The organism is Streptomyces jumonjinensis (assembly GCF_009600885.1).
GTDB lineage: Bacteria > Actinomycetota > Actinomycetes > Streptomycetales > Streptomycetaceae > Streptomyces > Streptomyces jumonjinensis.
On sequence record NZ_VCLA01000018.1, the window covers coordinates 1 to 22,179 of the forward strand.

Genomic DNA, 22,179 nt, shown 5'->3' on the forward strand with positions numbered 1-22,179 from the left:
ACGGTCCGCAGCCGTCGGCGTTCCGAGCGGTAGGCCGCCCGGTCCCCCTCGGGCCGATGTCCCCGGGGGGCCTGCCGCTCCCGCAGGGCGGCCCGCTGTTCCTGCACCTCCGCGCGGAGCGCGACCCGCCGGTCCTCGATGTCGTCCTGGACCTCGTCCGTGCCGGTGACACGGAGGGTGCGGTACGCCATCGCCAGCAGGAACGCCGTGGTGGCGAGGGTGATGACGATGGCGGTGAGCGCGATGGCCTGGGGCAGCGGGTCGGTCACCCGGGAGAGCTCCACCCCCGGGTACAGCAGCGGTGCGGCCCCGGCGGCCCCGCTCGCGCTCAGCATCAGCAGATTGATGCCGTTGCCGAGGATCACCGCGCCGATCAGAATGCGGCTGAGGGCGCGCATCAGCAGCAGTACGCCGCCCACGGCGCACAGCACCCCGGCGGTCACCAGCAGACTGAGGCTGACGGTCATCGGCCCGCCCCCTGCCCGGCGGCCTCCCGCGCCGCGGCCTCCCGTTCGATCTGGCGGTCCACCCGGGCGCCGAGCGCCCGCACGATGTCCAGGACCACCCCGAGCACCAGCAGATACACCCCGGCGTCGAAGACGACCGGTGTCCCGATGTGAAAGTCGCCGATGAGCGGCAGCCGTCCGTCGTAGGAGAGGGCGCGCAGGGCCGTGCCGTCGGCGTACCCGAGCAGCGCCACCGTCGTGGAGAGGAGGAGGCCGAGCCCGGTGACGAGCCCCGGGTGCCAGGGGGCCGCCGCACCGAACTCGAACCGCCCGCCCGCCAGATAGCGCACCGTCACCGCCACGCCCGCCACCAGTCCGCCGACGAACCCTCCGCCCGGCAGATTCTCCGCGCAGAACAGCAGATAGACCGAGAGGACGAGGATGGGGTGGAAGACCAGCCGGGCCACCACCTCGAAGACCACCGACCGGTATTCGGGGGCGAGGGTGCGGCCTGCGGCGAGCCAGGTGCGTTCGGGCGCGTTGTCCTCGGGGGCGGAGACGGGGGTGAGCGCCTGGGAGCCGTACGACCAGGCGGTACGCCCGCCCGGCGCACCGGCCCCGGGCACGGGCGCGGGGACGGGCACGGAGACGGGCACGGAGACGGCGTCGTCGGCTCCGGTCCTGCGGTGGAAGTAGATCAGACTGGTCACCCCCACGGCGGCGACGGCGAGAACGGCCGACTCGCCGAGGGTGTCCCAGGCCCGGTACTCGACCAGAATCGTCGCCACCACGTTCTTCAGACCGTGCCGCGCGGTCTCCTCCACCAGCGCCTCGCCCGCGGGGACCGCCCGCCGGGCCGCGGCCACCACCCACAGGGTGAAGGCGACCGCCGCCGCGGCGGCCAGGGCCAGCGGCACCCGTACCCGCAGCCGCCAGCGGCTGATGTTCTCCTGGAAGTACACCGGCATCCGCCGCATGACCAGCACGAACACCAGCAGTGAGACCGTCTCCACACAGAACTGGGTGAGCGCCAGATCGGGCGTGCCGTGGGCGACGAAGAGCAGGGCCGTGCCGTACCCGGTCAGCCCCGCCATCACCACCGCCTTCATCCGCCGGCTCACCTGGAGACAGAGCAGTGCCGCGGCGCAGGTCAGCAGGGCGATCGCGGCTTGGGCGGGCGAGTCCCAGAGCCGGGGCGGGGCCGCGCCGCGCCACGGCCGGTCCACAGCCAGCACGGCGAGCTGTCCGCCGAGCATCACCAGCAGCACGGTGGACAGATAGAGCGAGAGCGAGCCGCGCTGGAAGAAGCCGGTGACCTGGAGTGCCAGCCGTTCGAGCCCCAGCAGCACCAGGCCGAAGACCCGGTCGGCGGTCGGCAACGCCGTTCTCCGGGACAGCCGGATCACCGGGTCCCGGGCCAGGAACAGCGCCAGGCCGCCCGCCCAGGCGGCCCCGGAGAGCAGCAGCGCCGTGCCGAGGCCGTGCCAGAGGGAGAGCCGGTAGGGGTGCGCGGGGGCCGGGAAGGCGTCGGCGTACGCCCCCAGCAGCCCGTTCAGCCAACTGACGCCGGGGCCGAGGATCACACAGCCCGCCGCGAGCAGCGCGGGCGGGCCGAGGAAGGCCCAGTCGACGCGGTGTACGGGGGTGTCCGCCAGGCCGGGTTTACGGGCGAACGCCCCCCAGAGGAAGCGGAGGGTGTACGCGGTGGTGAGCGCCGATCCGGCGACGACGACGGCCAGGGTCCACCGGTCGGCCGGGCTGCCGTGGGCCAGCGCCGTGAACGCCGCTTCCTTGGCGGCGAAGCCGAGCAGCGGCGGCAGCCCCGCCATCGACGCCCCGGCGACGGCGGCGACCACGGCGACCCGGGGGAGCGCTCTGCCGACTCCGGACAGCTCGCGCAGATCCCGGGTGCCCGCCGCGTGGTCGACGATCCCGGTGACCAGGAACAGCGGCGCCTTGAAGAGCGCGTGCGCGAGGATCATCGCCAGGGCGGCCAGCGCGATGTCCCGGTCTCCGGCGCCGGCCAGGACGGTGAGAAAGCCGAGCTGGCTGACCGTGCCGTAGGCGAGCACCAGTTTGAGGTCGCCCAGCCGCAGCGCCCGCCAGCCGCCCAGCAGCATGGTGAGCGCGCCGAGGACGAGCAGCATGGGCCGCCACGGCGGCGCGTCGGCGTACGCGGGGGCCAGCCGGGCGATGAGATAGACGCCCGCCTTGACCATCGCGGCGGCGTGCAGATAGGCGCTGACGGGCGTGGGCGCCGCCATGGCGTTCGGCAGCCAGAGGCTGAACGGCCAGATCGCCGACTTCGACAGCGCGCCGACCAGGATGAGCGCGATGGCCGTCGACACGGCCGTGGAGGGGGCGGGCGGGTCGGCGACCAGGGCGGAGATCCGGTAGGTGCCCGCCGCGTGCCCCAGCATCAGAAAGCCGACGAGCATGACCAGTCCGCCGAAGGCGGTGACGGTCAGCGCCTGGAGCGCCGAGCGCCGGCTCTGTCTGCGCTCGCTGCCGTGGCCGATCAGCAGATAGGAGAAGACCGTGGTCAGCTCCCAGAACACATAGAGCAGGATCAGGTCGTCGGCCAGGACCAGTCCGAGCATGGCTCCGGCGAACGCCAGCAGATGCCCCGCGAACCGTCCCAGCAGCGGGTCGCCGGCGGCGAAGTACCGTACGCAGTAGACGAGCACCAGCGCGCCCACCCCGGCGGCCAGCAGCACCATGAGCAGTGACAGCGCGTCCAGGCGCAGCGCGAGCCAGACGTCGTACGCGGGCAGCCAGGCGAGGATCCACTCCACCGACCGGCCGGCCGCGGCCCCGCTCCAGTGCGCGGCGGCCCACCCGGTGGCGGCGAGGGGCGGCAGCGCCAGTACGAGGAAGGCGCGGGGTCCGAGTCGGCGGACGAGCGGACCCGCGCAGGCGGCGAGCAGGAAGTGACTGAGGATCAGCGCTGCCATACGGCCCCGGACGCCGGTCCGCCGGCGGCGGTCACCACACTTCGGACAGAAGGCACGCGGTATTGCTATAGGCATTCCGGTCCGCCGCACGCTCCGGCACGCCGATGGGCCCCCGACCGGAGCCCGGGCGACCCCCCGCCGGCCCATCGCCGTGAGCATGCCCGCGGCGCGCTTTCGGCCGGACCCGCATCCCGCTCTCGGTGCCGGTACCGGCGGGGGCTCGCTCAGAGGAGGCTTCTGGCCTCCTCCGCTGTGGGGATGGTCCCCAGAGTGCCTTCGTGGAGATCGCCGAAGACCTCGATCCGCAGCGACTGGTCGATGCCGCCCACCCTGACCGGGTCGAAGCCCGCCGTCCGGATGAGGCCGGCCACCGCGTCACCGGCCTCGGTGTCGTCGGCTGCGTAGAAGCCGACCGCACGGTGCGGGGTGCGGTGGGCCGCGGTGGTCAGGGAGTCGGCCATGAGGGTGCCGAAGGCTTTGACGGGCCGGGCGCCCGGGGGCAGCAGCCCGGCGATGACCGTCCCGGACGATTCGTTCTTCGGGATGGTCTTGGTGAAGCCCCCCTTGCCGTCGGGGGCGATCGGGTTGGAGGGGTCGACGACGATGGTGCCGTTGAGGCGGTCGCCGTAGTGGGCGATGAGTTCCTTGATGGTGTCGAACCACACCGAGAGGATGAGGATGTCCGCGCGTTCGACCGCGTCGTCGGTGCTCACCGCGGTGGCCCGCTCGCCCAGGCGTCCGGCCAGCTCCTGGGCCTTCTCGATGTCGCGGCCTGCGAGCAGCAGGGGCTCGCCCCCGTCGGCCAGGCCCGACGCCAGGCGCGATCCGATGGCGCCGAGGCCCACAATCGCTGTCGTCACGATGTCATCTCCGGATGGGAGGGGAAGGCTGCCGTCCAGAGCCAGTAGACCGGCTCCTCAGGCCGGGTGCACACGGACGACGGCCATCCGGGAGGGGCCCCTGGCGACGGCCCGGCTTCCCCGTGAACGACTCGGGTCCCCCTGGTCACCTCGCGCAACGGCCGCCGGGAGGCCGCCCGGAGCCGTGGGACGCCCCGGAAATCCGTGGCCGACGCACCGGGAGTGCGGGTATGGTCCGGTCACCCGGACAGCCGCACCCGCAGCTGCCATGTCCCGAGGGCGATCCATGACCAGCTGGCACGCGACAACGGCCCGGCGGCGCCCCGCCGGCCCCCGGGAGCTGGACCTCGCCCACGGGCCGAACCGGTGACCCTGGCCGCGTCACACCTGCCCGGGCAGCCGATCCGCCGCCCGGTCCCCGACGGGGACCGCGCCATCAGGGTCGCGAGGGACCGGGGCGTCCGGCACGACGGCGCGGGCCCCGCCCTCCGCGCCGAGGGCGGGGCGGAGTTCGTCAGCCGGTATATCCGCTCCCGCGGACAGCCGGGCGGACCGCCCTTGGGCTCCGGAGAGCCGGCTGAGGATCCCGAAGTGTCCAACGCCCGTACCGCCGACGGGATCCAGGCGGCCCACGCGCTCCGCTGACCCGGGACACCGGCGAACGCGCGGCGGCCGGCGACGCGTCATGGCGACGCCGTCGCCCGCGCCGTGCCCATGACGGCTCCTACGGGCCGGTCCTCCAGCAGGGAGGCCCCGCGCGGCGTGCCCGTGCTCCGGGACGAGCCCACCACACCACTGGGACGGCGCGGCGATCTGTCCCGCGCCGTACGAACCGCGATTCAGGGAGGAAACATGTCCGCGTTGATCAGCGTCGACGGCCTGGTGAAAGAGTTCAGAAAGGTCAAACCCCACGAAGGCAGGCTGGGGTCGCTACGCACCCTCTTCACCCGCCGGTACGAGGTGAACCGGGCGGTCGACGGCGTCTCCTTCGCCATCGACGAGGGTGAACTCGTGGGCTATCTGGGGCCGAACGGCGCCGGCAAGAGCACCACCATCAAGATGATGACCGGCATCGTCATGCCGACCGGGGGCACCGTCCGGATATCCGGCCTCGACCCCTGGCGGGAACGCCCGTGCAACGCGGCGCAGATGGGCGTCGTCTTCGGCCAGCGCACCCAGCTCTGGTGGGACCTGCCGCTGCGGGAGTCGTTCCGGCTCGTCGGCGCGATCTACGGGGTGTCGCCCGCGGACTACCGCGAGAGCCTGGAGCGGTTCGTCGACCTCCTGGATCTGGGGGAGTTCATCGACCGTCCGGTCCGCCAGCTCAGCCTGGGCCAGCGGATGCGCGGTGACATCGCCGCCGCCATGCTCCACCGGCCCCGGGTGGTCTATCTGGACGAGCCGACCATCGGCCTGGACGTGGTCGCGAAGGACCGGATGCGCACCTTCGTCGAGGAGACGAGCCGGGCCGGCGAGACGACGATCGTGCTGACCACGCACGATCTCGCCGATGTCGAGCGGCTCTGCCCCCGGGTCATCCTGATCGACCACGGCCGGGTCCTGTACGACGGGGACGTCCAGGGCCTCAAGGCGACCTACGCCACCCACCGGGAACTCGTCGTCCATCTCGCCCCCGACGAAAGCACCGGCCGGACACCCGCCGTCCGGGCCGCGGACGTTCTCGGGGCCGAGATCGTCTCGCAGGAACAGGGAGTGGCGCGCATCCGGTTCGAGGCGTCCCGGATCGCGGTCCAGCACCTCATCGCGTCGGTGAACCAGAACTATCCGGTGCGCGACCTGTCCATCGTCGAACCCGATCTGGAGGGCGTGGTCCGCCGGATCTACAGTGAGGGCCTCACCCCGTGACCGCATCGGCTCCCGGACTGCGGCGGATCGTCGTCGCCCGGATGAAAACAGCGATGACGTACCGTCAGAACGTCTTGCTGCTCCAAGTGATCGTCATCCTCAACATCTTCATCCTCTCCCGCCTGTGGACCACGCTCTTCGAGGGCCGGGACACGGTCGCCGGCATGACGCTCCACACCTTTCTGCTCTACATCACCGTCGTGAATCTCCAGAGCTGGGTGTTCACCGATCTCACGGTGAACGAGTACACCTATCAGCGGGTCCGGACCGGGGAGGTCGTCTTCGACCTGATGCGGCCGATCGGATTCGTGCCGCAGATGCTGGCGCACATGGCCGGGTCCCATCTGTTCATGGTGCTCTCGGTCGTGGTCGCGCTGCCGGTCGTCCTCGTCGTGGGAACACTGGGCGCACCGGCCTCCCCCGCCGCACTCGCGCTCTACGCGCCGTCGCTGGTCTTCGGATACGTCATCTCGGTGCTGCTGGCGGTGCTGACGTCGATGGTGGCGTTCTGGACGGTGGAGACCAGCGGGTTCACCATGCTCTACCGGCTGATCAACCAGTTCTTCGCGGGCACGATGCTCCCGGTCTCCCTCTTTCCCGAGCCGCTGCGGATCCTCGCCGGGCTGCTGCCTTTCCAGAGCACGGGATACATCCCCGCGACCATCTACGTGGGGCGGACCGAGGGCGACGCGGCGCTGCGGGCGCTGGCGGTCCAGGGTCTGTGGATCCTGATCCTCGCCCTGGCCACCACGGCGGTCTGGCACCGCGCCCGGCGACGCGTCGCCGTCCAAGGAGGGTGAAGGGTGAACCGACCGTTCAAGGAATCACTGTCGCTGTACTGGACGCTCCAGAAGGCCGCGCTGCGGGCGGAGACCGGCTACCGGTTCAACTTCGTGCTGCTGGTCGTCATGGGCATCGTCTACCAGGGCAGCGGAATCGCCTTCGTCTGGGTGATCCTGAGCCAGTTCGACTCGATCGGCTCATGGACCTTCTCGGATGTGGCGTTCCTCTACTCGCTGCGGCTCCTGGCGCACGCCGTCTGGATCGTCCCCTTCAACCAGGTGTACGCACTGGACGAACTGGTCCGTGAGGGACGCTTCGACGTCTATCTGCTGCGTCCGCTGAATCCGCTGCTCCAGGTCATCACCGGCCGGGTGCGGATGAACATCCTCGGCGATGTCATCACCGCCGTGACCATGTTCGGCTTCGCGGTGACGGCGGCGGACGTCGACTGGACCCCGGCGAAGGCGCTCTATCTCGTCCTCGCGGTGCTCGGCGGCGCGGCGGCGGAGGGCGCGGTGGTGCTGCTGGTCTCGGCGCTCTCGTTCCGCTTCCTCCACACCTGGTCGGCGCACTTCCTGGTGGACAACGTCTTCCTGCTCTTCGGCTCCTATCCGCTGCATATCTTCGGCACGGCGACGACCTGGATCCTCACCTGGACGGTGCCCGTGGCGTTCGTGGCCTATGTGCCCGCGAGCGTCCTTCTGGGCCGGACCGGTGATCTGTCCGTCTCCCCCGTCCTGGCCTGGGCCGCGCCGGCGATCGGCTTCCTCTGGATGTACGCCGCGTACCGGATCTGGGTCCGGCAGATGCGCCACTACCAGAGCACCGGCACCTGATCCCGGGGCCGTCCACGGCGTGCCGCCGGGGGCGGCGGCATCGGCCGGTCCGTGCCGGGACCCTGCGTACAGCGGTCCCGGCACGGCCGGGGCGCCGCCACCGGCGCCCCGGCATCTCGCCCCGGGCGGACCACGGAGGAGACGGGGGCCGAAGACCGTATCAGCGGCGCGCTCGCACCCCGACGTGAACCAGCCGGAGTAGGGACGGCACTTCCGGCACTCACGAACCTTCCGGATCAGCGAGTCGGCCGATACCCGCTTGACATGTACCGCCAGCACCGGCGACGAGAGCAGCCGCACCTCACTGTGCCCGGCGGGTCACTGGCTGGAATCACCGTCCGGTCCGAAGTGCCCGATTGACGGGTGATCATGCGTCGGTTTGACTTGCCCACCAGCCGCGCTCCCACTCAGCCCGACCTGATGAGACCGAGCATGCCCACATCCCCCATAGGGCCTGCCGGAGCAGCATTTCTGCACGTCAGCTCACCGTCCACGGAATCAGTGAGAAGCGGAGACATCACGCATGAGCCCTGGTGCAGGAGCACAGCCAGCGACCCTCGACCCGGAGATCACGGGAATCCGGACGCTGGGGCACGCCAACCGAATAGCCACCTGGGACACCGAGTTACGGTACGACGGCCGGATCAGGGTCCCCATGGGGGTGAAGATCAAGCAGGTCAAGTACTCGTACACCGGCAACGGAATCCTGGACATCACCGCCGTCGAGTTCAAGCGCGGACAGGGCGGGATCAGCCAGGAGTACGAGGTCATCGATCTGACCTTCCTCGACGACGCGGATCTGATCACCTTCACCCTGCGCGGTGACCTCAACCTCGACGCCGACGCCCGGCCGGCCTATGGCCGCAAGTACCGCGTCAAGATCGAGGTCACCCTCGACAGCGGGGACATCCGCACCGTGGAGCCCGAGATCGAGGTCCTCAACGGGGCCTGGCAGAAGTCCGATCCCGAACTCACCGGCCGGCCCTTCGTCCGGCTTCCCTGGGACAACGCCTGGGGGCTGACCAGCGGCAACAGCCAGGCGGGCTACGGCCTGGTCACCGACAGCGGCCGGATTCCCGGCGAGAGGTTCATCATCGACCTGGTGAATCTGCGCCAGGGCACCGCGGGCGTCCCCAGCAACAACAGCGACCACGTCTACTACCAGTTCGTGCACGAGGACGGCACTCCTTCGCACTACACCCCGACCCCGCAGATTCACAAGGCGGTGGGACACAGCGGCAGCGGGGTGGCGAACAAGGAGCTTCTGCCGCCCATCGATCTGCGACAGCTCGGCGACAAGACGGGCTACTACCGCTTCCTCGTCTGGCCGCAGTCCAACGATCCGGACGGCTCCCCGAGCAGGCTGGGCTGGGACCCCGACAAGCTGGAGGACGCCTTCCAGATCGGCAGCGTCTACTACCGCTACCAGGCGCCCAAGGCCATCGACACCAGGCCCCGGGCCACCGTCAAGACCACGACGCTCACCGCCACCGCCGGGCAGGATCGGTGGATCTACCCGCCGTTCGTCGTCCGCAACACCGGTCAGAGCACCATCGGCACCCAGCGGATCGTCTTCTCCGCTCCGGAGGGGCTGCGTTTCCTGGAAGACCAGGTGGCTTTCACCCGGTGGTCGGACGAGACTCAGGAGATCGTCAGCGCCGGTGCGCTGTCGGCCGACGGGCGCACCCTGACCTGCCATGCCGTGCCCCTCAACCTCGAACCCAGCGGGCCGGGACGGGACGCCTGGGTCGCGCTGTACCCGGCGATGGGGGTCGACAAGACGGCCACGGGCGAGCTTCAGGTGGGCATCTCGCTGGGCCTGCCGGCCTTCGCCGGCGGCCAGGACACCGTCGTCATCGAGCCGGGGGCCTGACCTCCGGCAAGGCGAGTGGCGGGGGTGCCGCCGCCGTACGCGTCGGCACCCCCGTACGTCCTGTACGTCCTGTACGTCCCGCACGGCGAGCAGCGAGAATCCCAGGAGCCCTCGTATGGACAAGTCGGTCTTCAAGGCCGTGATACGGCGCGTGCGGGCCCGGGAGGCCGGACCGGCGCCGCACATCGTGGCGTTGATACCCGCCCACAACGAGGCGGAGCGCATCGCCGCCGCCATAGCGGCGCTGCACCGCCAGGAGCAACCGCCGCACCGTATCGTCGTGGTCGCCGACAACTGCTCCGACGGGACCGGGACGATCGCCGAGGCGAACGGCGCGACCGTCCTGGAGTCGCGGGACAACCCGCATAAAAAGGCCGGCGCCCTCAACCAGGCCCTGGAGCGGCTCCTCCCCGGACTCGACGGCACGGACCTGGTCCTCGTCCAGGACGCCGACACCGTGCTCTCCCCCGCCTTCCTGGCCAGCGCCATCGAGGCGATGGACCGCACCGTGGGAGCCGTCGGCGGCATCTTCTACGGGGAGCGCGGGGGTGGCCTGCTCGGGGCCCTTCAGCGCATCGAGTTCCACCGCTACGCAAGGGAGATCGCCCGCCGCGGCTATCGCGCCGACGTCCTCACCGGCACCGCCACCCTGTTCCGCGTCTCAACCCTGCGGGAGGTCGAGAACGCCCGGCGGGCGGGCCGGATCGGCGGCGGCTCCTCGTACTACTCGCTGGCCTCCCTCACCGAGGACGACGAGATGACCAAGGCCGTGCGGACCCTCGGCTACCGCACCGTCTCGCCGCCGGGCTGTGCGGTCGTCACCGAGGTCATGAACACCCTGCCCAAACTCTGGCACCAGCGGCTGCGCTGGCAGCGCGGCGCGCTGGAGAATCTGCGCGACTACGGCTGGACCAAGGTGACGGCCCCTTACATCATCCGCCAGGGCCTGATGGGGCTGTCCGTCCTCTGCCTCGCCCTCTATCTCGTCTTCACCGTGTGGATGTTCACCCGGGGCCGCCCGGAGTTCACCCCGTTCTGGATCGCCGTCGGCCTCGTCTTCGTGGCGGAGAAGGTGGTCACCGCGCGCGGCGCGGGCTGGAAGTCCCAGCTTCTCGCGGGAAGCCTCGCCGTCGAGCTCGCCTACGACATGTTCCAGCACGCCGTCTATCTCCGCTCCCTCTGGGACATGCTCGGGCGCCGGGAGGAGCAGTGGCGCGCCACCTGAGCCGCTGAGCCCGCGACGCGCACAGGGCCTGCCAGAACTCGGTGAACAGAGGGGGAACGTGTACGCAGGAGTACCGCCGCTCGGCGCGCTGGGCGCGGGCGGGGCGTCCGCGCTGTCGGTCAGATCGTCGGGCCCGGGATCGCGGTCGGGCTTCCAGACACTCGCCACCGTCGTCGCGGCGACCACGCTGATCATGGCGGGGGCGTCCGTGTGCAAGCTTCTGCCCCGGCGGCGCATCGAGCATGTGCTGAGCGCGGTGCCCGTGCCGCCCCGCCGGAGCCACCGGAGCCGTCCGCCCTCGCACCGTCCGCAGGAGCGGTGGGCGACGGTCCCCTGACCCGGGCCGACCGCGTGGAGACCCGGGCTGTCGAGCCCGGAACGGCCCCCGGCCGTGATCCCGCCGGTCCGCGAATCCCATGCAGTCCAAGGAAACGGAAGGTGCCATGACCGACGACACGAGCGCGCCGGAGCAGCCGGAGCAGCCGGCCGAAGACCCCGGAGCGGGGCCGGAGGACGTCGCCCCGGAGGCCAGGGGACTGTGGATACCACTCCCCTGGATCCCTGTCCCCGCTCAGCCGACACCGCCTCCGGCGACACAGCCACCGGTGACACAACCGCCGGTGACAGCACCTCCGACCACCACGCCGCCGCCCGCGACTCCACCGCCGACGACACCGCCGCCCACGACACCTCCGCCGCCGCCGCTGAAGGCCTCCGTATCGGAGCGGCCTCCCACACCGGCCAAGAACCCGGGGGAATCCTGGGTGTACTCGTCGGTGCTGATCCGGAACACCGGTACGCCGCGGATCGGCTCCGTGCCGGTGACCGTGACGGCCCCGGCGGGAACCCGGTTCACCAGCGCCACCCTCGACATGTACCGATCCGACGCCGCCGGAGAGACCAAGCACACCGGCACCCTCTCCCCGGACGGACGGCAACTCACCCTCACCGCCGTCCCGGTCGACCTCGCCCCCGACCCCGCCCAATGGATCGTCCTCGTCGCCGAACTCCAGATCGACCCCACCGCCGCACCCGGCGAGGCTCCGGTCGCCTTCGTCATCGGAACCCACGCCTTCGCCTCCGGCGCCACCCGGATCAGGGTCCTCCCGCGCCCCTAGGGAGTGTCGTGGACGTCCCGTCCGCCCGGCGTGTCCCCCGGGCGGACGACGCCGCTCGAAGACACTCTCCAGCGCTGTGACCGGCCGGGTGTGCCGGCGCGCTGCCGCCGTCGGCGCTCCGGCCGACCTCCCCCTCTGGAGACGGCCCGTTGCTCCCCGAAGACCAGCTCGACCAGGAACCGGATCTGGTGGCCTACCGGCTGCCCGACACCCCCGACATGCCGATCGTTCCCGCGCCCGTTCAGCGGACCTGGTGGGACGCCGCGCCTCTCCGCTACGCCTACCGGTGTCTGCCTCTCCTCATGGCCAACCAGAACGGCTGGTGGATCCTCAACGACAACACCTTCACCGTGCGCTGGAACGGCGGCGCTTCGACGTCCGCGCTGAGCGTCCGCTACACGGACGGGGAAGCCGACCGCCGCCAGGCCATGAGCCACTTCGGCCACGGCATCCTGACCTTCCATGTCCCGTATCTGTTCCGGACGCCACCCGGCTGGAACCTGTTGGTCCGCGGCCCCGCCAATCTCCCCAAGGACGGGGCGCACCCGCTGGAGGGGCTGGTGGAGACCGACTGGGCGGTGGCCACCTTCACCATGAACTGGAAGATCACCAGACCCGATGCCGACATCGTCTTCGAGGCGGGGGAGCCCCTTCTGATGCTGCTCCCCCAACGGCGCGGGGAGCTGGAACGGTTCCACCCCGCGCATGCCCCCATCTCCCGGATGCCGGACGCGGGCGACCACCGCGCCTGGCACGACAGCCGCATGGCCTTCGCACACGAGATGCTGGCGGCCGACCCTTCCGTGGCGGCGGACATGTGGCAACGCCACTACATGCGCGGAACGCATCCGGCCGCCGCCGAGCCGTTCCCCGCACACCAACGGCGACTGCTGCTCCGTGATTTCACGGTCCCTCCCCCTTCCGGCACGCCCGGCGAAGAGGAGGCCGCGCGGTGAGCCGGATCACCGTCGGCATGGCGACGTACGACGACTACGACGGCGTGTACTTCACCCTCCAGGCGCTGAGGCTGTTCCATGCCCGGGAGCTGGCCGAGGCGGAATTCGTCGTGGTGGACAACCACCCTTCCGGGCCGTGCTCGCCATCGCTCCGCGCCCTCGGGGATCTCATACCGGGATACCGCTACCTCCCCTTCGGGCAGTACGCGAGCACCGCCGTCCGGGACCTGGTCTTCCGAGTGTCCCGGTCGCCCGTCACCCTGTGCCTGGACTCCCATGTGCTGCTCGCTCCGGGGTCGGTCCGCGCCGTGCTGGATTACTTCGAGGCCCGGCCGGACTCCCGCGATCTGCTCCAGGGTCCCATGGTCGCGGACGTTCTCGACGACGAACGCCAGCCGCCCTCGACCCATATGGCTCCGGAATGGAGCAACATGATGCTGGGCGTCTGGGGCGCCGATCCCCGGGGAGCCGATCCCGGTGGAAGGCCGTTCGAGGTGGGCATGCAGGGACTGGGGCTGTTCGCCTGCCGCACCGCGGCCTGGCCCGGTCTCAACCCGCGACTGCGCGCGCATGGGGGAGAAGAGGGATATCTCCACGAGAAGTTCCGGCGTGCCGACGGCCGGGTGCTGTGCCACCCGGGCGTCCGCTGGCTCCACCGCTTCACCCGGCCGCACGGGCCGTCCTTCCCGATCGGGCTGCTGGAGCGGGTACGCAACTACCTCATCGGCCACCGCGAACTCGGCCTCGGCACGGACGGGCTGACGGACCACCTGCGAGAGCTCGTCGGCGAGACGCAGAGCCAGGACGTGGTCGCCCGCGCCCGTCAGCAGCTGGACAGCCCGCTGGCCTTCTTCGACGCGGTCGTCTGTCTGGTGGACGACGGCTCCCCGGCGACCGCGGAGCATGCCCGGCGCGCACTCGACGAACTCGGCATCGGCTGGCTGGCCGAATGGCTGACGCCCCCGGAAGGGCGTCGCGCACACACTGAGCGGGACCGGGCGGCGGCGCTCGCGCAGATCGCCGCGGACGCCGCTGTCAGAGGGCTCGACCAGATCCTCGTCATCGACGCTGGCACGGTCTTCGGTCCGGGTGGTCCGGGTGGTCCGGAGCGCATGGAGCGGCTCGCCCGCGCCGTCGACTCCCTGAGGACCGTCCACTGGAGCCTGCGCCCCCTGGCCGTACCGGGCTCGGACGGAACGGCACTGGCTGTGCACCGCAGGGCGTTCGACCGCATCGTGCGGGGCGATCCCGGGGCGATCTCCACTGCCGGACCCTGGCTGCGTCGCTCCGCCTCATCGGGGTGGCCCCGCAGGTGACGTATCAGAACCGTGGTGACGAGCAGGACCGCCCGCCGGACGCAGTCGCCCGGCGCGCTGCGCGCACGGCCCCGGACAGACAGGTCGAGCACGGACCGGCACCATGGAGATGCCGCGTTCGGTAGCCCCGTCACGCCAGTCGTCGGCGAGCGCGAAGGCGCCGGCCGCGAGCATCGCCGGGCGTGGACCGGAGGCATCGGTGATCAGGCCGCCGATGAACGAACCCACGCCGATGGCCCCGTTGAAGGCGGCCACGTACAGCGATGAGGCGGCCTGGCGCCGCAGAGGCGGCGGGACACGGCTGAACGCCCTGGAGTACGACGGGCCGGACGGCGGCTGGGCGGACGTCGAGCGATATCGGGAGAACCTCCGAAAGACGCTGCTGGAGGAGGTCCTGGCATTGCCAGTGACCATGCTGCGGGAGCAGCCTGATGCAGGCCGGGCGGCCGAAGCCGTACTGGAGGTGCTGACCGCGTGAACGTCCCGTCCGTCTGGCATGCCCCAGGCCACACCGACCGCTACCGTGCGCGGGTGTTCGCCGCACGCGAGCGGCCGGCCGGTGAGAGCACCGATCCGCGCGGCGCACAGCGGCGCGTCCTCGCCGATCTGCTGGGTTTCAACGCCTCCACCGGGTTCGGCGGAGGGCACGGCTTCGGCCGCGTCCGTACGATGGACGATTTCCGTACGGCCGTCCCGGTGCGCGACCACGCCGCCCCCGCGCCCCTGATCGGGCGGACCGCCGCCGGAGAGCGGAACCTGCTGTCCGCCGACGCCCCCGCGGTCTGCTTCACCAGCAGCGGCACCACCGGGCCGCGCTTCATGAGGTCGACGGCCTCTGGGGGCGGCTGACCGGTACGCCGGGCGGCTGACCGCCCCCGAGGCACGTCGGCCGTCCGACGCCCGCACCTCCCCACGACAAGGAGCCTTCCATGGCCCAGCTCAACCCCGTCGAACGGACCGCCCTGCTCACAGCGGCTCTGCGGGCCGCCGAGACCCGCCGCGAGGACCGGCTGTACGAAGACCCGTACGCCGCCCGGCTGGTCGGCGACGCGGGTCCGGAGCTGCTGGCCGAGGTCCGGGCCGCGACCTTCCCGCCCGACCGGCCGCGGACGCTGCCCAGCACTCCGGACTACAACGCCATCCGCACCCGGTTCTTCGACGACCTGCTGCGACGAGCGGCCCAGGAGCCGGAGACGAGCCAGATCGTGCTGGCCCCGGCGGGCATGGACTCGCGGGCCTACCGGCTCCCCTGGCCCGCGCACATCCGCTACTTCGAGGTCGACCGGCCGGCGGTGCTCGACTTCAAGGCGGAGCGGCTGCGGGGCGCCCGGCCCCGGGTCGACCACCGCACGGTCGCCGTCGACCTCACCGCCGCCGACTGGGAGGAGAGGCTCATCGCGTCCGGCTACGACCCCGCCGTCCCCTCGGCGTGGCTGCTGGAGGGGTTGCTGTACTACATCCCCGAGGCCGACGCGCACCGGGTGCTGGAGCGGGTCGCCGCCATCTCCGCGCCCGGCAGCCATATCGCCGCCGACATCGTCAACCGGGCCGCCCTGACCCTTCCCCATATGAGCGGACTGCTCGATGTCTTCGCGAGCTGGGGGTGCCCCTGGGTGTTCGGCACCGATGAACCGGAGGCCCTGTTCGAGCGGTACGGATTCGACGCCCGCGCCGTCCAGCCGGGCGAGCCCGACGCCGACTACGGGCGGTGGCCCGACCCGGTGCCGCCGCGCGAGGTGAGGGACGTACGGCGGGTGTTCTTCGTGCACGGCAGGCGTCGCTGACCATGACGACCACCGTGATCGCGGGAGGCGGTCTCGCCGGCCTCGCCCTGGCCCGGGCGCTCGGCGGGCGCGGCCACCGGGTGCGGGTCCTGGAGCAGAGCGAGCCCCCGCCGGACGGGCCGGTCGTCAAGAGCGCGGAACTGTGGCGGCGTCCCCTGGTGCCCCAGGCCGGCCACGACCACATCCTGAACGCGCTCGGCGTACGGATGCTGCGCCGCTACGCACCGGCCGTACTCGACGCGGCGCTGGCGGAAGGAGCCCGGCTCGCCGATCTCACCGCCGCGGCGCCCCAGGGGCCCGGCGCCGCCCGGGAGCCGGGCGACGAGGACCTCGTCACCCTGCTCGTCCGCCGTCCCGTCCTGGACCTGGTGCTGCACCGGGCCGTCGCGGCCCTGCCCGGTGTGACCGTCAGCCACCGCACCACGGTCGCCGGACTGCGGCTGGCCCCGGCCGGGACGACGGGGCACCGGGTGACGGGCGTCGTCACGGACCGCGGCGAGACGGTCCCCGCCGACCTGGTCGTGGACGCCTCCGGGCGCAGGTCCGCGTCCCGGTCCTGGCTCGCCGCGGCGGGCGTCCCCGTAGCGGACGACCTGACCGGCCCCAGCCGGTTGCGGGCCTTCGGCCGCTTCTACCGGCTGCGCGACCCCGACGGCCCGCCGCCGGGTCCGCTCAACCGGGGCGACGCGGCCGGCGGCGTCTGGGACCACTACTCCGCCGTACTGCACCCGGCGGACAACGACGTCTTCGCCATCACCCTCGGAACGCTGCCCGGCGACCGGGCCACCGCGGCCCTGCGCACACCCGCGGCCTTCACCGCCGCCTGCGGTCTCTCGCCGTTCCTCGCGGCCTGGGTCGACGAGGGCGCCGCGCAGCCGCTCGGCCCGGTACGGGTCACCGGCATGCCGCCGAACATTCTGCGCGGCGCCGCGACCGGCCGGCGGCGCCCGGTCGCCGGACTCCTCCAGACCGGGGACGCCGCCTGCGTCACCGATCCGATGTTCGGCCGCGGCATGTCCCTGGCCCTCGCGCACGCCTTCCTGCTCGCGGATCTGCTCGATGACCGTCCCGTGGCGGACGAACGGCTGAGCCAGGCCGCCGCTGATCTCGTCGAACGGGTGCTGCGCCCCTGGTACGACCTGGGAGTACGCGATTCCTGGTCGCGGGTGGAACGGTGGCGGGCCGCGGCCGGAGCGCCCCCGGCCCCCCAGGCCGGCCGGCCTGCGCCGCTCGTGCCCGGGGGCCTCCCGGCGGCCTCGGCGGCGGCGGTCGCCGACCTCGCCGTATGGCGGGGGCTCACCCGTATCCGGGCGAGCCTGAACACACCCGCGGAGATCTACGCCGACGCGGATCTCCTGGCCCGCGCGAGGGCCGCGGCCGACGCTCCTGCGCCGTCCGTGCCGTCCGGTCCCCAGCCCCCCACCCGCGCCGAACTGCGGCACGCCATCGCCGCCCAGGAAGAACGATGAAGGTCCGGGGCGGGCGCGCGGTTCGCCATGCTCCGCGTCGACACCGACGCCCACCGCCCGGACGAACTCCAGGCATATGCCGGACTGACCACGGAGGTCTGATGTGACATCGCCCCACACCCCTACGAAGGCCCGCGCCTCGCTCCGCCCCATCCGCTTGGGGGTCCACGGCTCCGTGCGGCTGGCGTGCCGCATCGTCGCCTCCGCCGGCTACCCGCAGGCGTCGGTGGAGTACGTCCCCTACGAGGTCACCGAGCCGTTCGACCCGCTCCGTGCCGGACGGATGGACATCATGATCGTCAAGTACGACCCGCTGGAGCCGGACATCGTCATGAGCAGACCCGTCTGCTTCGACGGGCGGGCCGTGCTCGTCGGGGCCCATCACCCCCTGGCCGGCCGCGACACGGTGTCGGTCGAGGAGGTCGCGGAGTACGAGGGGTTCCAGTGTCCCGGTGACTTCCCGCCCCACGTCTGGAACCTGGTCGTTCCGCCGCGGACTCCCCAGGGGCGTACGGTCCGCCGCATTCACTCCGTGACGACGTTCACCGCGATGACGGACCTGCTCCGGAGCACCTCCGCGATCCATGTGTCGTTCCAGTCCCTGGACACCGTCGTTCCGCCGGACATCAAGGTCGTACCGGTGCACGATCTGCCGCCTTCCCCCGTGTCCCTCGCCTGGCTGCGGGGCGATGAACCACCGTGGCATGTCCGGCAGTTCGTCGCCGACGCGGAACGGGCGGCGGACCGGTGAGCGCCGCACGGCACGACGCGGCACACGGAGCACGGCACGACGCAGCGTACGGAAGAGAACGCCCGGAGCCGGGAGAGGACCAGCGCGCTCGCCGCCTCCCGGTCGTCCTGCTCCACGCCCTGCCCCTCGACTCGTCCATGTGGGACGAGGCGGCCCGGGGGCTGCGCGCCCGTGGCCACCGTGTCCTCACCCCCGACCAGCGCGGTTTCGGCGGCGTGCCGCCGACGGACCAGTCGCCCTCGCTCGATCTCGTGGCCGACGACCTGGCCCGGGAACTCGACCGGCAGGGCATCGGCGCCGTCGCCGTCGCCGGCTGCTCCATGGGCGGCTATACGGCGATGGCCTTTCTCCGCCGCCATCCGCACCGCGTCCACGCGCTGGCCCTGCTGGCAGCCCGGAGCACGGCCGACACCGCGGAGAGCGCCGGAGCGCGCCGGCGGTTCGCCGACATGGTCCTCGACGACTCCTCGCGCGGCCGGATCGTCGCGGGGACCGCGCCGTCCCTGCTGGGCGCCACCACGCGCGCCCGGCAGCCCCGCCTCCTGGCGCGGGTGACCGATCTGGCGCTGGCGGCCCGGCCGCACTCCGTCGCCTGGGCGCAGCGGGCCATCGCGGCGCGCACGGACTCCACCGCCGCCCTGCGTGCGGCCGATGTGCCCGCCGTGGTCGTCATCGGCGACGAGGACGAACTCGTCTCCTCCGACGAGGCCCGCCGGACGGCCGCGGCGCTGCCGCGCGGCCGGCTCGTCACGCTCCCCGGCGTCGGCCATCTCGCTCCCCTGGAGGCCCCGGAGGCGACGCTGGAGATCCTGATGGACCTGCTCGCGCACACCGAGACCGCGGGGGCCGGGACATGCTGACGCCGGATCACGCGTCGTGGGGATACACGACCTCCACCGGACTGGCGTTCACCCACGAGGAGATCGTGGACCCGCACTTCGACGCCTGCGCCGCGTACTACCGGGACGCCCTGGACAGCGTCGGCGTCCGGCCCGGCTGGCATGTGCTGGACGCGGGCTGCGGCAGCGGTGCGTTTCTCCCCCGGATCGCGGAACTCGTCGGCGCGGAGGGCCGGATCTCGGCCCTCGACCTGGCCGGGGAGAGCGCGGAACTCGCCGCCGGGCGGATGCGGGACCACCCCGCGCGGGCGCGGCTGGAGGTACGGCAGGGCAGCGTCCTCGACCTGCCCTACGCGGACGGTACGTTCGACGCCGTCTGGTGCGCGAACACCACGCAGTACCTCGACGACGGGGAGCTGACCCGCGCGCTGGCGGAACTGCGCCGGGTCACCAGGCCCGGAGGGCTCGTCGCGGTCAAGGACGTGGACGGCTCCCTGAGCACCGTACGCCCGGCGGACCCCTTTCTGATCACCGACTTCTTCCGCGCGTCCGCCGAATCCCCCGGGTACGCCCGCCAGCTGCTGAGAGGCCGTGATCTCTACCGCCGGCTGCGCGCGGCCGGTCTGACATCGGTACGGCAGCGCACGATCCTCATGGAGCACCATGCTCCGCTGACCCCGTCCGCCCTCCGGTTCTACGGGAACGCGTGCGCCCGTTTCGCCCGGCAGGCGATGAGCGAGGGCATCCCGGGGAACTGGGCCCCCTTCCTCGACCCCGACGACCCGGCCGGCCCGTTGCGCGACCCGGACGGATACATCAGCGAGGGCAACGTCATCGCGATCGGCACGGTGCCTCCGGACCTCCGGGGCGGCCAGGGCCGCCTTCGGGAATTCGGGAAACAGAACGCCTCGGCACCGTAAGAACGGCTTCCGGCCCGCCCGTCCAGGGGGAGCCTCCAGGAGAACGCCGCCCCGACGTATGTCCATCCGTGAAGGGAATCCAGTCACCATGGGAACGGAGATCACGACAGACTTCGGGGCGCTCGGCGAGGAATTCAGCAGGAATCCTCATCCGGTGTACGCCGGGCTCCGCGCCCAGGGCCCGGTGCACCGCGTCCGCGTGCCCGAGGGCGCGGACGCCTGGCTCGTGGTCGGCTACGAGGCATGCCGGTCCGCACTCGCCGACCCCACCCTGTCCAAGTCCTGGCAGGACGCCTCGCCCGCGCTGCCGCTGGCCAGGCTCTCCGCGGGCGAGAATCTGCTGAGCTCGAACCCGCCGGACCACACCCGGCTGCGCAAGCTCGTGGCGAAGGAGTTCACGCCCCGCCGCGTCGAGGCGCTCACCCCGCGAGTACAGGCCCTGACCGGCGAACTCCTCGACGCCATGCTCGCCCGGCCCGCCGGACGGGCCGACCTCGTCGAGGCCCTCTCCCTCCCCCTGTCCATGGGCATCGTCTGCGAACTCCTCGGTGTGCCCTCCCTCGACCGCACGGCCTTCCGCGACTGGGCCGAACAGGCGCTGAGCAGCTCGGACCGGGACACCAGGACGGCCGCCACGGCGGCGATGACGCACTACCTCACCGGCATGGTGGACGACATGCGGAACCGGCCCCGCGACGATCTGATGAGCGCCCTCATCCGAACCACCGACGAGGACGGCGGCCGGCTCTCCCCCGGCGAACTCATCGGCATGGCCTGGCTGCTGCTCGTCACCGGCTTCGAGACCACCGTCCATCTCATCTCCATGGGCGTCCTCGCGCTGCTCCAACACCCCGGCCAGCTCTCCGCGCTCCGCGCGGACCCCTCGCTCATCGACAACGCCCTGGAGGAGATGCTGCGCTATGAGGGACCGGTCGAGACCACCACCTACCGCTTCACCACCGAGCCCCTCGACATCGCCGGCACTCCGATACCCGGTGGCGGCGAGCTGGTGCTGATCGCGCTCGCCGACGCCGACCGGGATCCCGCGCGCTTCCCCGATCCGGACCGCTTCGACATCCGTCGCGCGGCGGGCGGCCATCTCGCCTTCGGCCACGGCATTCACTACTGCCTGGGAGCCTCGCTGGCCCGGCTTCAGGCCCGTACGGCCATCACCGCGCTTCTGGAGCGCTGTCCCATCCTCTCCCTGGACGCCCACCCCGCAGCCCTCGCCTGGCGCGCGGGCCTCCTCATCCGAGGCCCTCGGCGGCTCCCCGTCCGCTGGCTTCCCGGAGCCTGACCGGCGGCCCACGGCCTGCCGATGCCCCCGCTGAACGCGCTGATCGGGCGTGGAACCCGATCAGCGCGTCGCGGACGGCAGGGGTATCAGCTCAGGTGGCGGGTGAAGAACCGCAGCGAGCTGTCCAGTTCGAACATCGGGACCTCCGCGTGTCCGCCGGGGTTGGCGTGCAGCGTCTTCTCAGCTGAGGCGAAGGTGTCGAACAGCGCCAGGCTCGCCGCCCGCGGCACCCGCTCGTCGTCCCACTGCACCAGGAACTCCAGCGGGACGGTGATCTGTGCGGCGGCCTCGGGCGAGGTCTCCGCCCCGTTCAGACCCAGCACCGCCGCGTGGACGCGGGGCTCGGCGGCGATGAACGGAACGCCGAGCTCGCAGCCCAGCGACATCCCCCAGTAGCCCACCGGGCCGGCGCCGACGTGGTCGAGCTTCTGGACCGCGTCCACGACCGCCTGCCATTCCGGGACGCTCTGGCCGGCGAGGAGTGTGTGGAATTCGGCGAGCACCGGAGCCGCGTCCCCGCCGGTCCGCATACGGTTCCGCATCTCGCCGATGAGCCGGTCGTGTTCCTCGGTTCGTGGCCGGTCGCCATGGGCGGGCGCATCGACGGCCGCCACCGCGAAGCCGCACTCGACCACGGAACGGCGGGCACGTGCCACGATGCCGGGGGCCTTCTTGTGCTGGCCGCCGCCGTGTCCCATCAGGATCAGAGGGCGGGTACCGGCGGTGCCGTCCGGCGTCCACAGCACGCCGGGGATCTCACCAAAGGTGAAGGAGGAGGTGAAGAGCTGTTCGGTGACACCGTCGGACGACGTCTGGGAAGTGAAGCGCATGCGCGTGTCAAGCCTTTCGGAATGCCTTACGCGGGCACTCCCCAACCCGTGTAAGC

At 71.9% G+C, this 22,179-nt stretch carries 23 protein-coding genes; 19 read left to right on the plus strand and 4 right to left on the minus strand.

Going from position 1 to position 22,179, the window contains the following annotated elements; translation table 11 throughout:
- The 3 genes from FF041_RS02155 to FF041_RS02165 all read right to left on the minus strand — a co-directional run.
- Nucleotides 1-467 (minus strand): Na(+)/H(+) antiporter subunit C (locus FF041_RS02155; RefSeq protein ID WP_153520766.1); only part of this gene is annotated, 467 nt, incomplete at its 3' end.
- Nucleotides 464-3,400: a Na+/H+ antiporter subunit A gene (locus FF041_RS02160; RefSeq protein ID WP_153520767.1), complete on the minus strand. Its 2,937-nt coding sequence runs from the start codon at nt 3,398-3,400 to the stop codon at nt 464-466. The genes FF041_RS02160 and FF041_RS02155, both read right to left, overlap by 4 nt.
- Before the next feature lie 224 nt (nt 3,401-3,624).
- On the minus strand, nt 3,625-4,260 hold the full coding sequence (locus FF041_RS02165) for an NADPH-dependent F420 reductase (RefSeq protein ID WP_194291904.1): 636 nt from the start codon (nt 4,258-4,260) through the stop codon (nt 3,625-3,627).
- A gap of 366 nt (nt 4,261-4,626) precedes the next feature.
- Between FF041_RS02165 and FF041_RS02170 the strand changes: the two genes are divergently transcribed.
- From FF041_RS02170 to FF041_RS02260, 19 genes are all read left to right on the plus strand, one after another.
- Entirely contained in the window at nt 4,627-4,905 is a 279-nt protein-coding gene (locus FF041_RS02170) for a hypothetical protein (protein ID WP_153520769.1), read from the plus strand.
- Nucleotides 4,906-5,112: 207 nt separating this feature from the next.
- Nucleotides 5,113-6,126 carry an ABC transporter ATP-binding protein gene (locus tag FF041_RS02175; protein WP_153520770.1) on the plus strand — a complete coding sequence of 338 codons (1,014 nt, stop codon included), beginning with the start codon at nt 5,113-5,115 and terminating at the stop codon, nt 6,124-6,126.
- Nucleotides 6,123-6,926, plus strand: coding sequence for an ABC transporter permease (locus tag FF041_RS02180; protein ID WP_153520771.1), 804 nt, complete (start codon nt 6,123-6,125; stop codon nt 6,924-6,926). Before FF041_RS02175 ends, FF041_RS02180 begins: the two co-directional genes overlap by 4 nt.
- Nucleotides 6,927-6,929: 3 nt before the next feature.
- The gene (locus tag FF041_RS02185; protein ID WP_153520772.1) at nt 6,930-7,745 is read left to right on the plus strand and encodes an ABC transporter permease; all 816 of its coding nucleotides are present in this window, start codon (nt 6,930-6,932) and stop codon (nt 7,743-7,745) included.
- A gap of 523 nt (nt 7,746-8,268) precedes the next feature.
- Nucleotides 8,269-9,618, plus strand: a complete 1,350-nt coding sequence (locus tag FF041_RS02190; protein WP_153520773.1) for a hypothetical protein — start codon at nt 8,269-8,271, stop codon at nt 9,616-9,618.
- 115 nt (nt 9,619-9,733) lie between these two features.
- Nucleotides 9,734-10,843, plus strand: a complete 1,110-nt coding sequence (locus FF041_RS02195; protein ID WP_153520774.1) for a glycosyltransferase — start codon at nt 9,734-9,736, stop codon at nt 10,841-10,843.
- A 58-nt stretch (nt 10,844-10,901) separates the two neighbouring features.
- Complete coding sequence (locus FF041_RS02200) at nt 10,902-11,180, plus strand: hypothetical protein (protein ID WP_153520775.1); 279 nt, start codon at nt 10,902-10,904, stop codon at nt 11,178-11,180.
- Between the two features lie 427 nt (nt 11,181-11,607).
- On the plus strand, nt 11,608-11,961 hold the full coding sequence (locus FF041_RS02210) for a hypothetical protein (RefSeq protein WP_228387983.1): 354 nt from the start codon (nt 11,608-11,610) through the stop codon (nt 11,959-11,961).
- Nucleotides 11,962-12,110: 149 nt separating this feature from the next.
- Nucleotides 12,111-12,917: a DUF6065 family protein gene (locus FF041_RS02215; protein WP_153520778.1), complete on the plus strand. Its 807-nt coding sequence runs from the start codon at nt 12,111-12,113 to the stop codon at nt 12,915-12,917.
- The gene (locus FF041_RS02220; protein ID WP_153520779.1) at nt 12,914-14,233 is read left to right on the plus strand and encodes a glycosyltransferase family 2 protein; all 1,320 of its coding nucleotides are present in this window, start codon (nt 12,914-12,916) and stop codon (nt 14,231-14,233) included. The genes FF041_RS02215 and FF041_RS02220 overlap by 4 nt, the downstream gene beginning before the upstream one ends.
- 214 nt (nt 14,234-14,447) lie before the next feature.
- Nucleotides 14,448-14,711 (plus strand): hypothetical protein, encoded by a 264-nt coding sequence (locus FF041_RS02225; protein WP_153520780.1) that lies wholly within the window; start codon nt 14,448-14,450, stop codon nt 14,709-14,711.
- Nucleotides 14,708-15,082, plus strand: a complete 375-nt coding sequence (locus tag FF041_RS02230) for a GH3 family domain-containing protein (protein ID WP_323390987.1) — start codon at nt 14,708-14,710, stop codon at nt 15,080-15,082. Before FF041_RS02225 ends, FF041_RS02230 begins: the two co-directional genes overlap by 4 nt.
- Before the next feature lie 80 nt (nt 15,083-15,162).
- Nucleotides 15,163-16,017 (plus strand): class I SAM-dependent methyltransferase, encoded by an 855-nt coding sequence (locus FF041_RS02235; protein WP_153520781.1) that lies wholly within the window; start codon nt 15,163-15,165, stop codon nt 16,015-16,017.
- Between the two features lie 2 nt (nt 16,018-16,019).
- Complete coding sequence (locus FF041_RS02240) at nt 16,020-17,486, plus strand: NAD(P)/FAD-dependent oxidoreductase (RefSeq protein ID WP_153520782.1); 1,467 nt, start codon at nt 16,020-16,022, stop codon at nt 17,484-17,486.
- A 27-nt stretch (nt 17,487-17,513) separates the two neighbouring features.
- The gene (locus FF041_RS40525) at nt 17,514-17,588 is read left to right on the plus strand and encodes a DUF6182 family protein (RefSeq protein WP_407698094.1); all 75 of its coding nucleotides are present in this window, start codon (nt 17,514-17,516) and stop codon (nt 17,586-17,588) included.
- A gap of 1 nt (nt 17,589) precedes the next feature.
- The gene (locus FF041_RS02245; protein ID WP_323390988.1) at nt 17,590-18,237 is read left to right on the plus strand and encodes a LysR substrate-binding domain-containing protein; all 648 of its coding nucleotides are present in this window, start codon (nt 17,590-17,592) and stop codon (nt 18,235-18,237) included.
- Nucleotides 18,234-19,097 carry an alpha/beta fold hydrolase gene (locus FF041_RS02250; protein WP_323390990.1) on the plus strand — a complete coding sequence of 288 codons (864 nt, stop codon included), beginning with the start codon at nt 18,234-18,236 and terminating at the stop codon, nt 19,095-19,097. The genes FF041_RS02245 and FF041_RS02250 overlap by 4 nt, the downstream gene beginning before the upstream one ends.
- Nucleotides 19,091-19,996: a class I SAM-dependent methyltransferase gene (locus FF041_RS02255; protein WP_153520783.1), complete on the plus strand. Its 906-nt coding sequence runs from the start codon at nt 19,091-19,093 to the stop codon at nt 19,994-19,996. Before FF041_RS02250 ends, FF041_RS02255 begins: the two co-directional genes overlap by 7 nt.
- Nucleotides 19,997-20,084: 88 nt before the next feature.
- Nucleotides 20,085-21,293: a cytochrome P450 family protein gene (locus FF041_RS02260; RefSeq protein WP_153520784.1), complete on the plus strand. Its 1,209-nt coding sequence runs from the start codon at nt 20,085-20,087 to the stop codon at nt 21,291-21,293.
- A gap of 86 nt (nt 21,294-21,379) precedes the next feature.
- On the opposite strand, the gene FF041_RS02265 is transcribed toward FF041_RS02260, so the two are convergent.
- Complete coding sequence (locus FF041_RS02265) at nt 21,380-22,123, minus strand: dienelactone hydrolase family protein (RefSeq protein WP_153520785.1); 744 nt, start codon at nt 22,121-22,123, stop codon at nt 21,380-21,382.
- Nucleotides 22,124-22,179: the final 56 nt, after the last annotated feature.

Bases quoted from the DNA above. Each gene is read 5' to 3' on its own strand.
- FF041_RS02160 (WP_153520767.1), bottom strand. From the start codon at position 3,400: ATGGCAGCGCTGATCCTCAGTCACTTCCTGCTCGCCGCCTGCGCGGGT.
- FF041_RS02175 (WP_153520770.1), top strand. From the start codon at position 5,113: ATGTCCGCGTTGATCAGCGTCGACGGCCTGGTGAAAGAGTTCAGAAAG.
- FF041_RS02190 (WP_153520773.1), top strand. From the start codon at position 8,269: ATGAGCCCTGGTGCAGGAGCACAGCCAGCGACCCTCGACCCGGAGATC.
- FF041_RS02195 (WP_153520774.1), top strand. From the start codon at position 9,734: ATGGACAAGTCGGTCTTCAAGGCCGTGATACGGCGCGTGCGGGCCCGG.
- FF041_RS02225 (WP_153520780.1), top strand. From the start codon at position 14,448: ATGAACGAACCCACGCCGATGGCCCCGTTGAAGGCGGCCACGTACAGC.
- FF041_RS02235 (WP_153520781.1), top strand. From the start codon at position 15,163: ATGGCCCAGCTCAACCCCGTCGAACGGACCGCCCTGCTCACAGCGGCT.
- FF041_RS02240 (WP_153520782.1), top strand. From the start codon at position 16,020: ATGACGACCACCGTGATCGCGGGAGGCGGTCTCGCCGGCCTCGCCCTG.
- FF041_RS02255 (WP_153520783.1), top strand. From the start codon at position 19,091: ATGCTGACGCCGGATCACGCGTCGTGGGGATACACGACCTCCACCGGA.
- FF041_RS02260 (WP_153520784.1), top strand. From the start codon at position 20,085: ATGGGAACGGAGATCACGACAGACTTCGGGGCGCTCGGCGAGGAATTC.
- FF041_RS02265 (WP_153520785.1), bottom strand. From the start codon at position 22,123: ATGCGCTTCACTTCCCAGACGTCGTCCGACGGTGTCACCGAACAGCTC.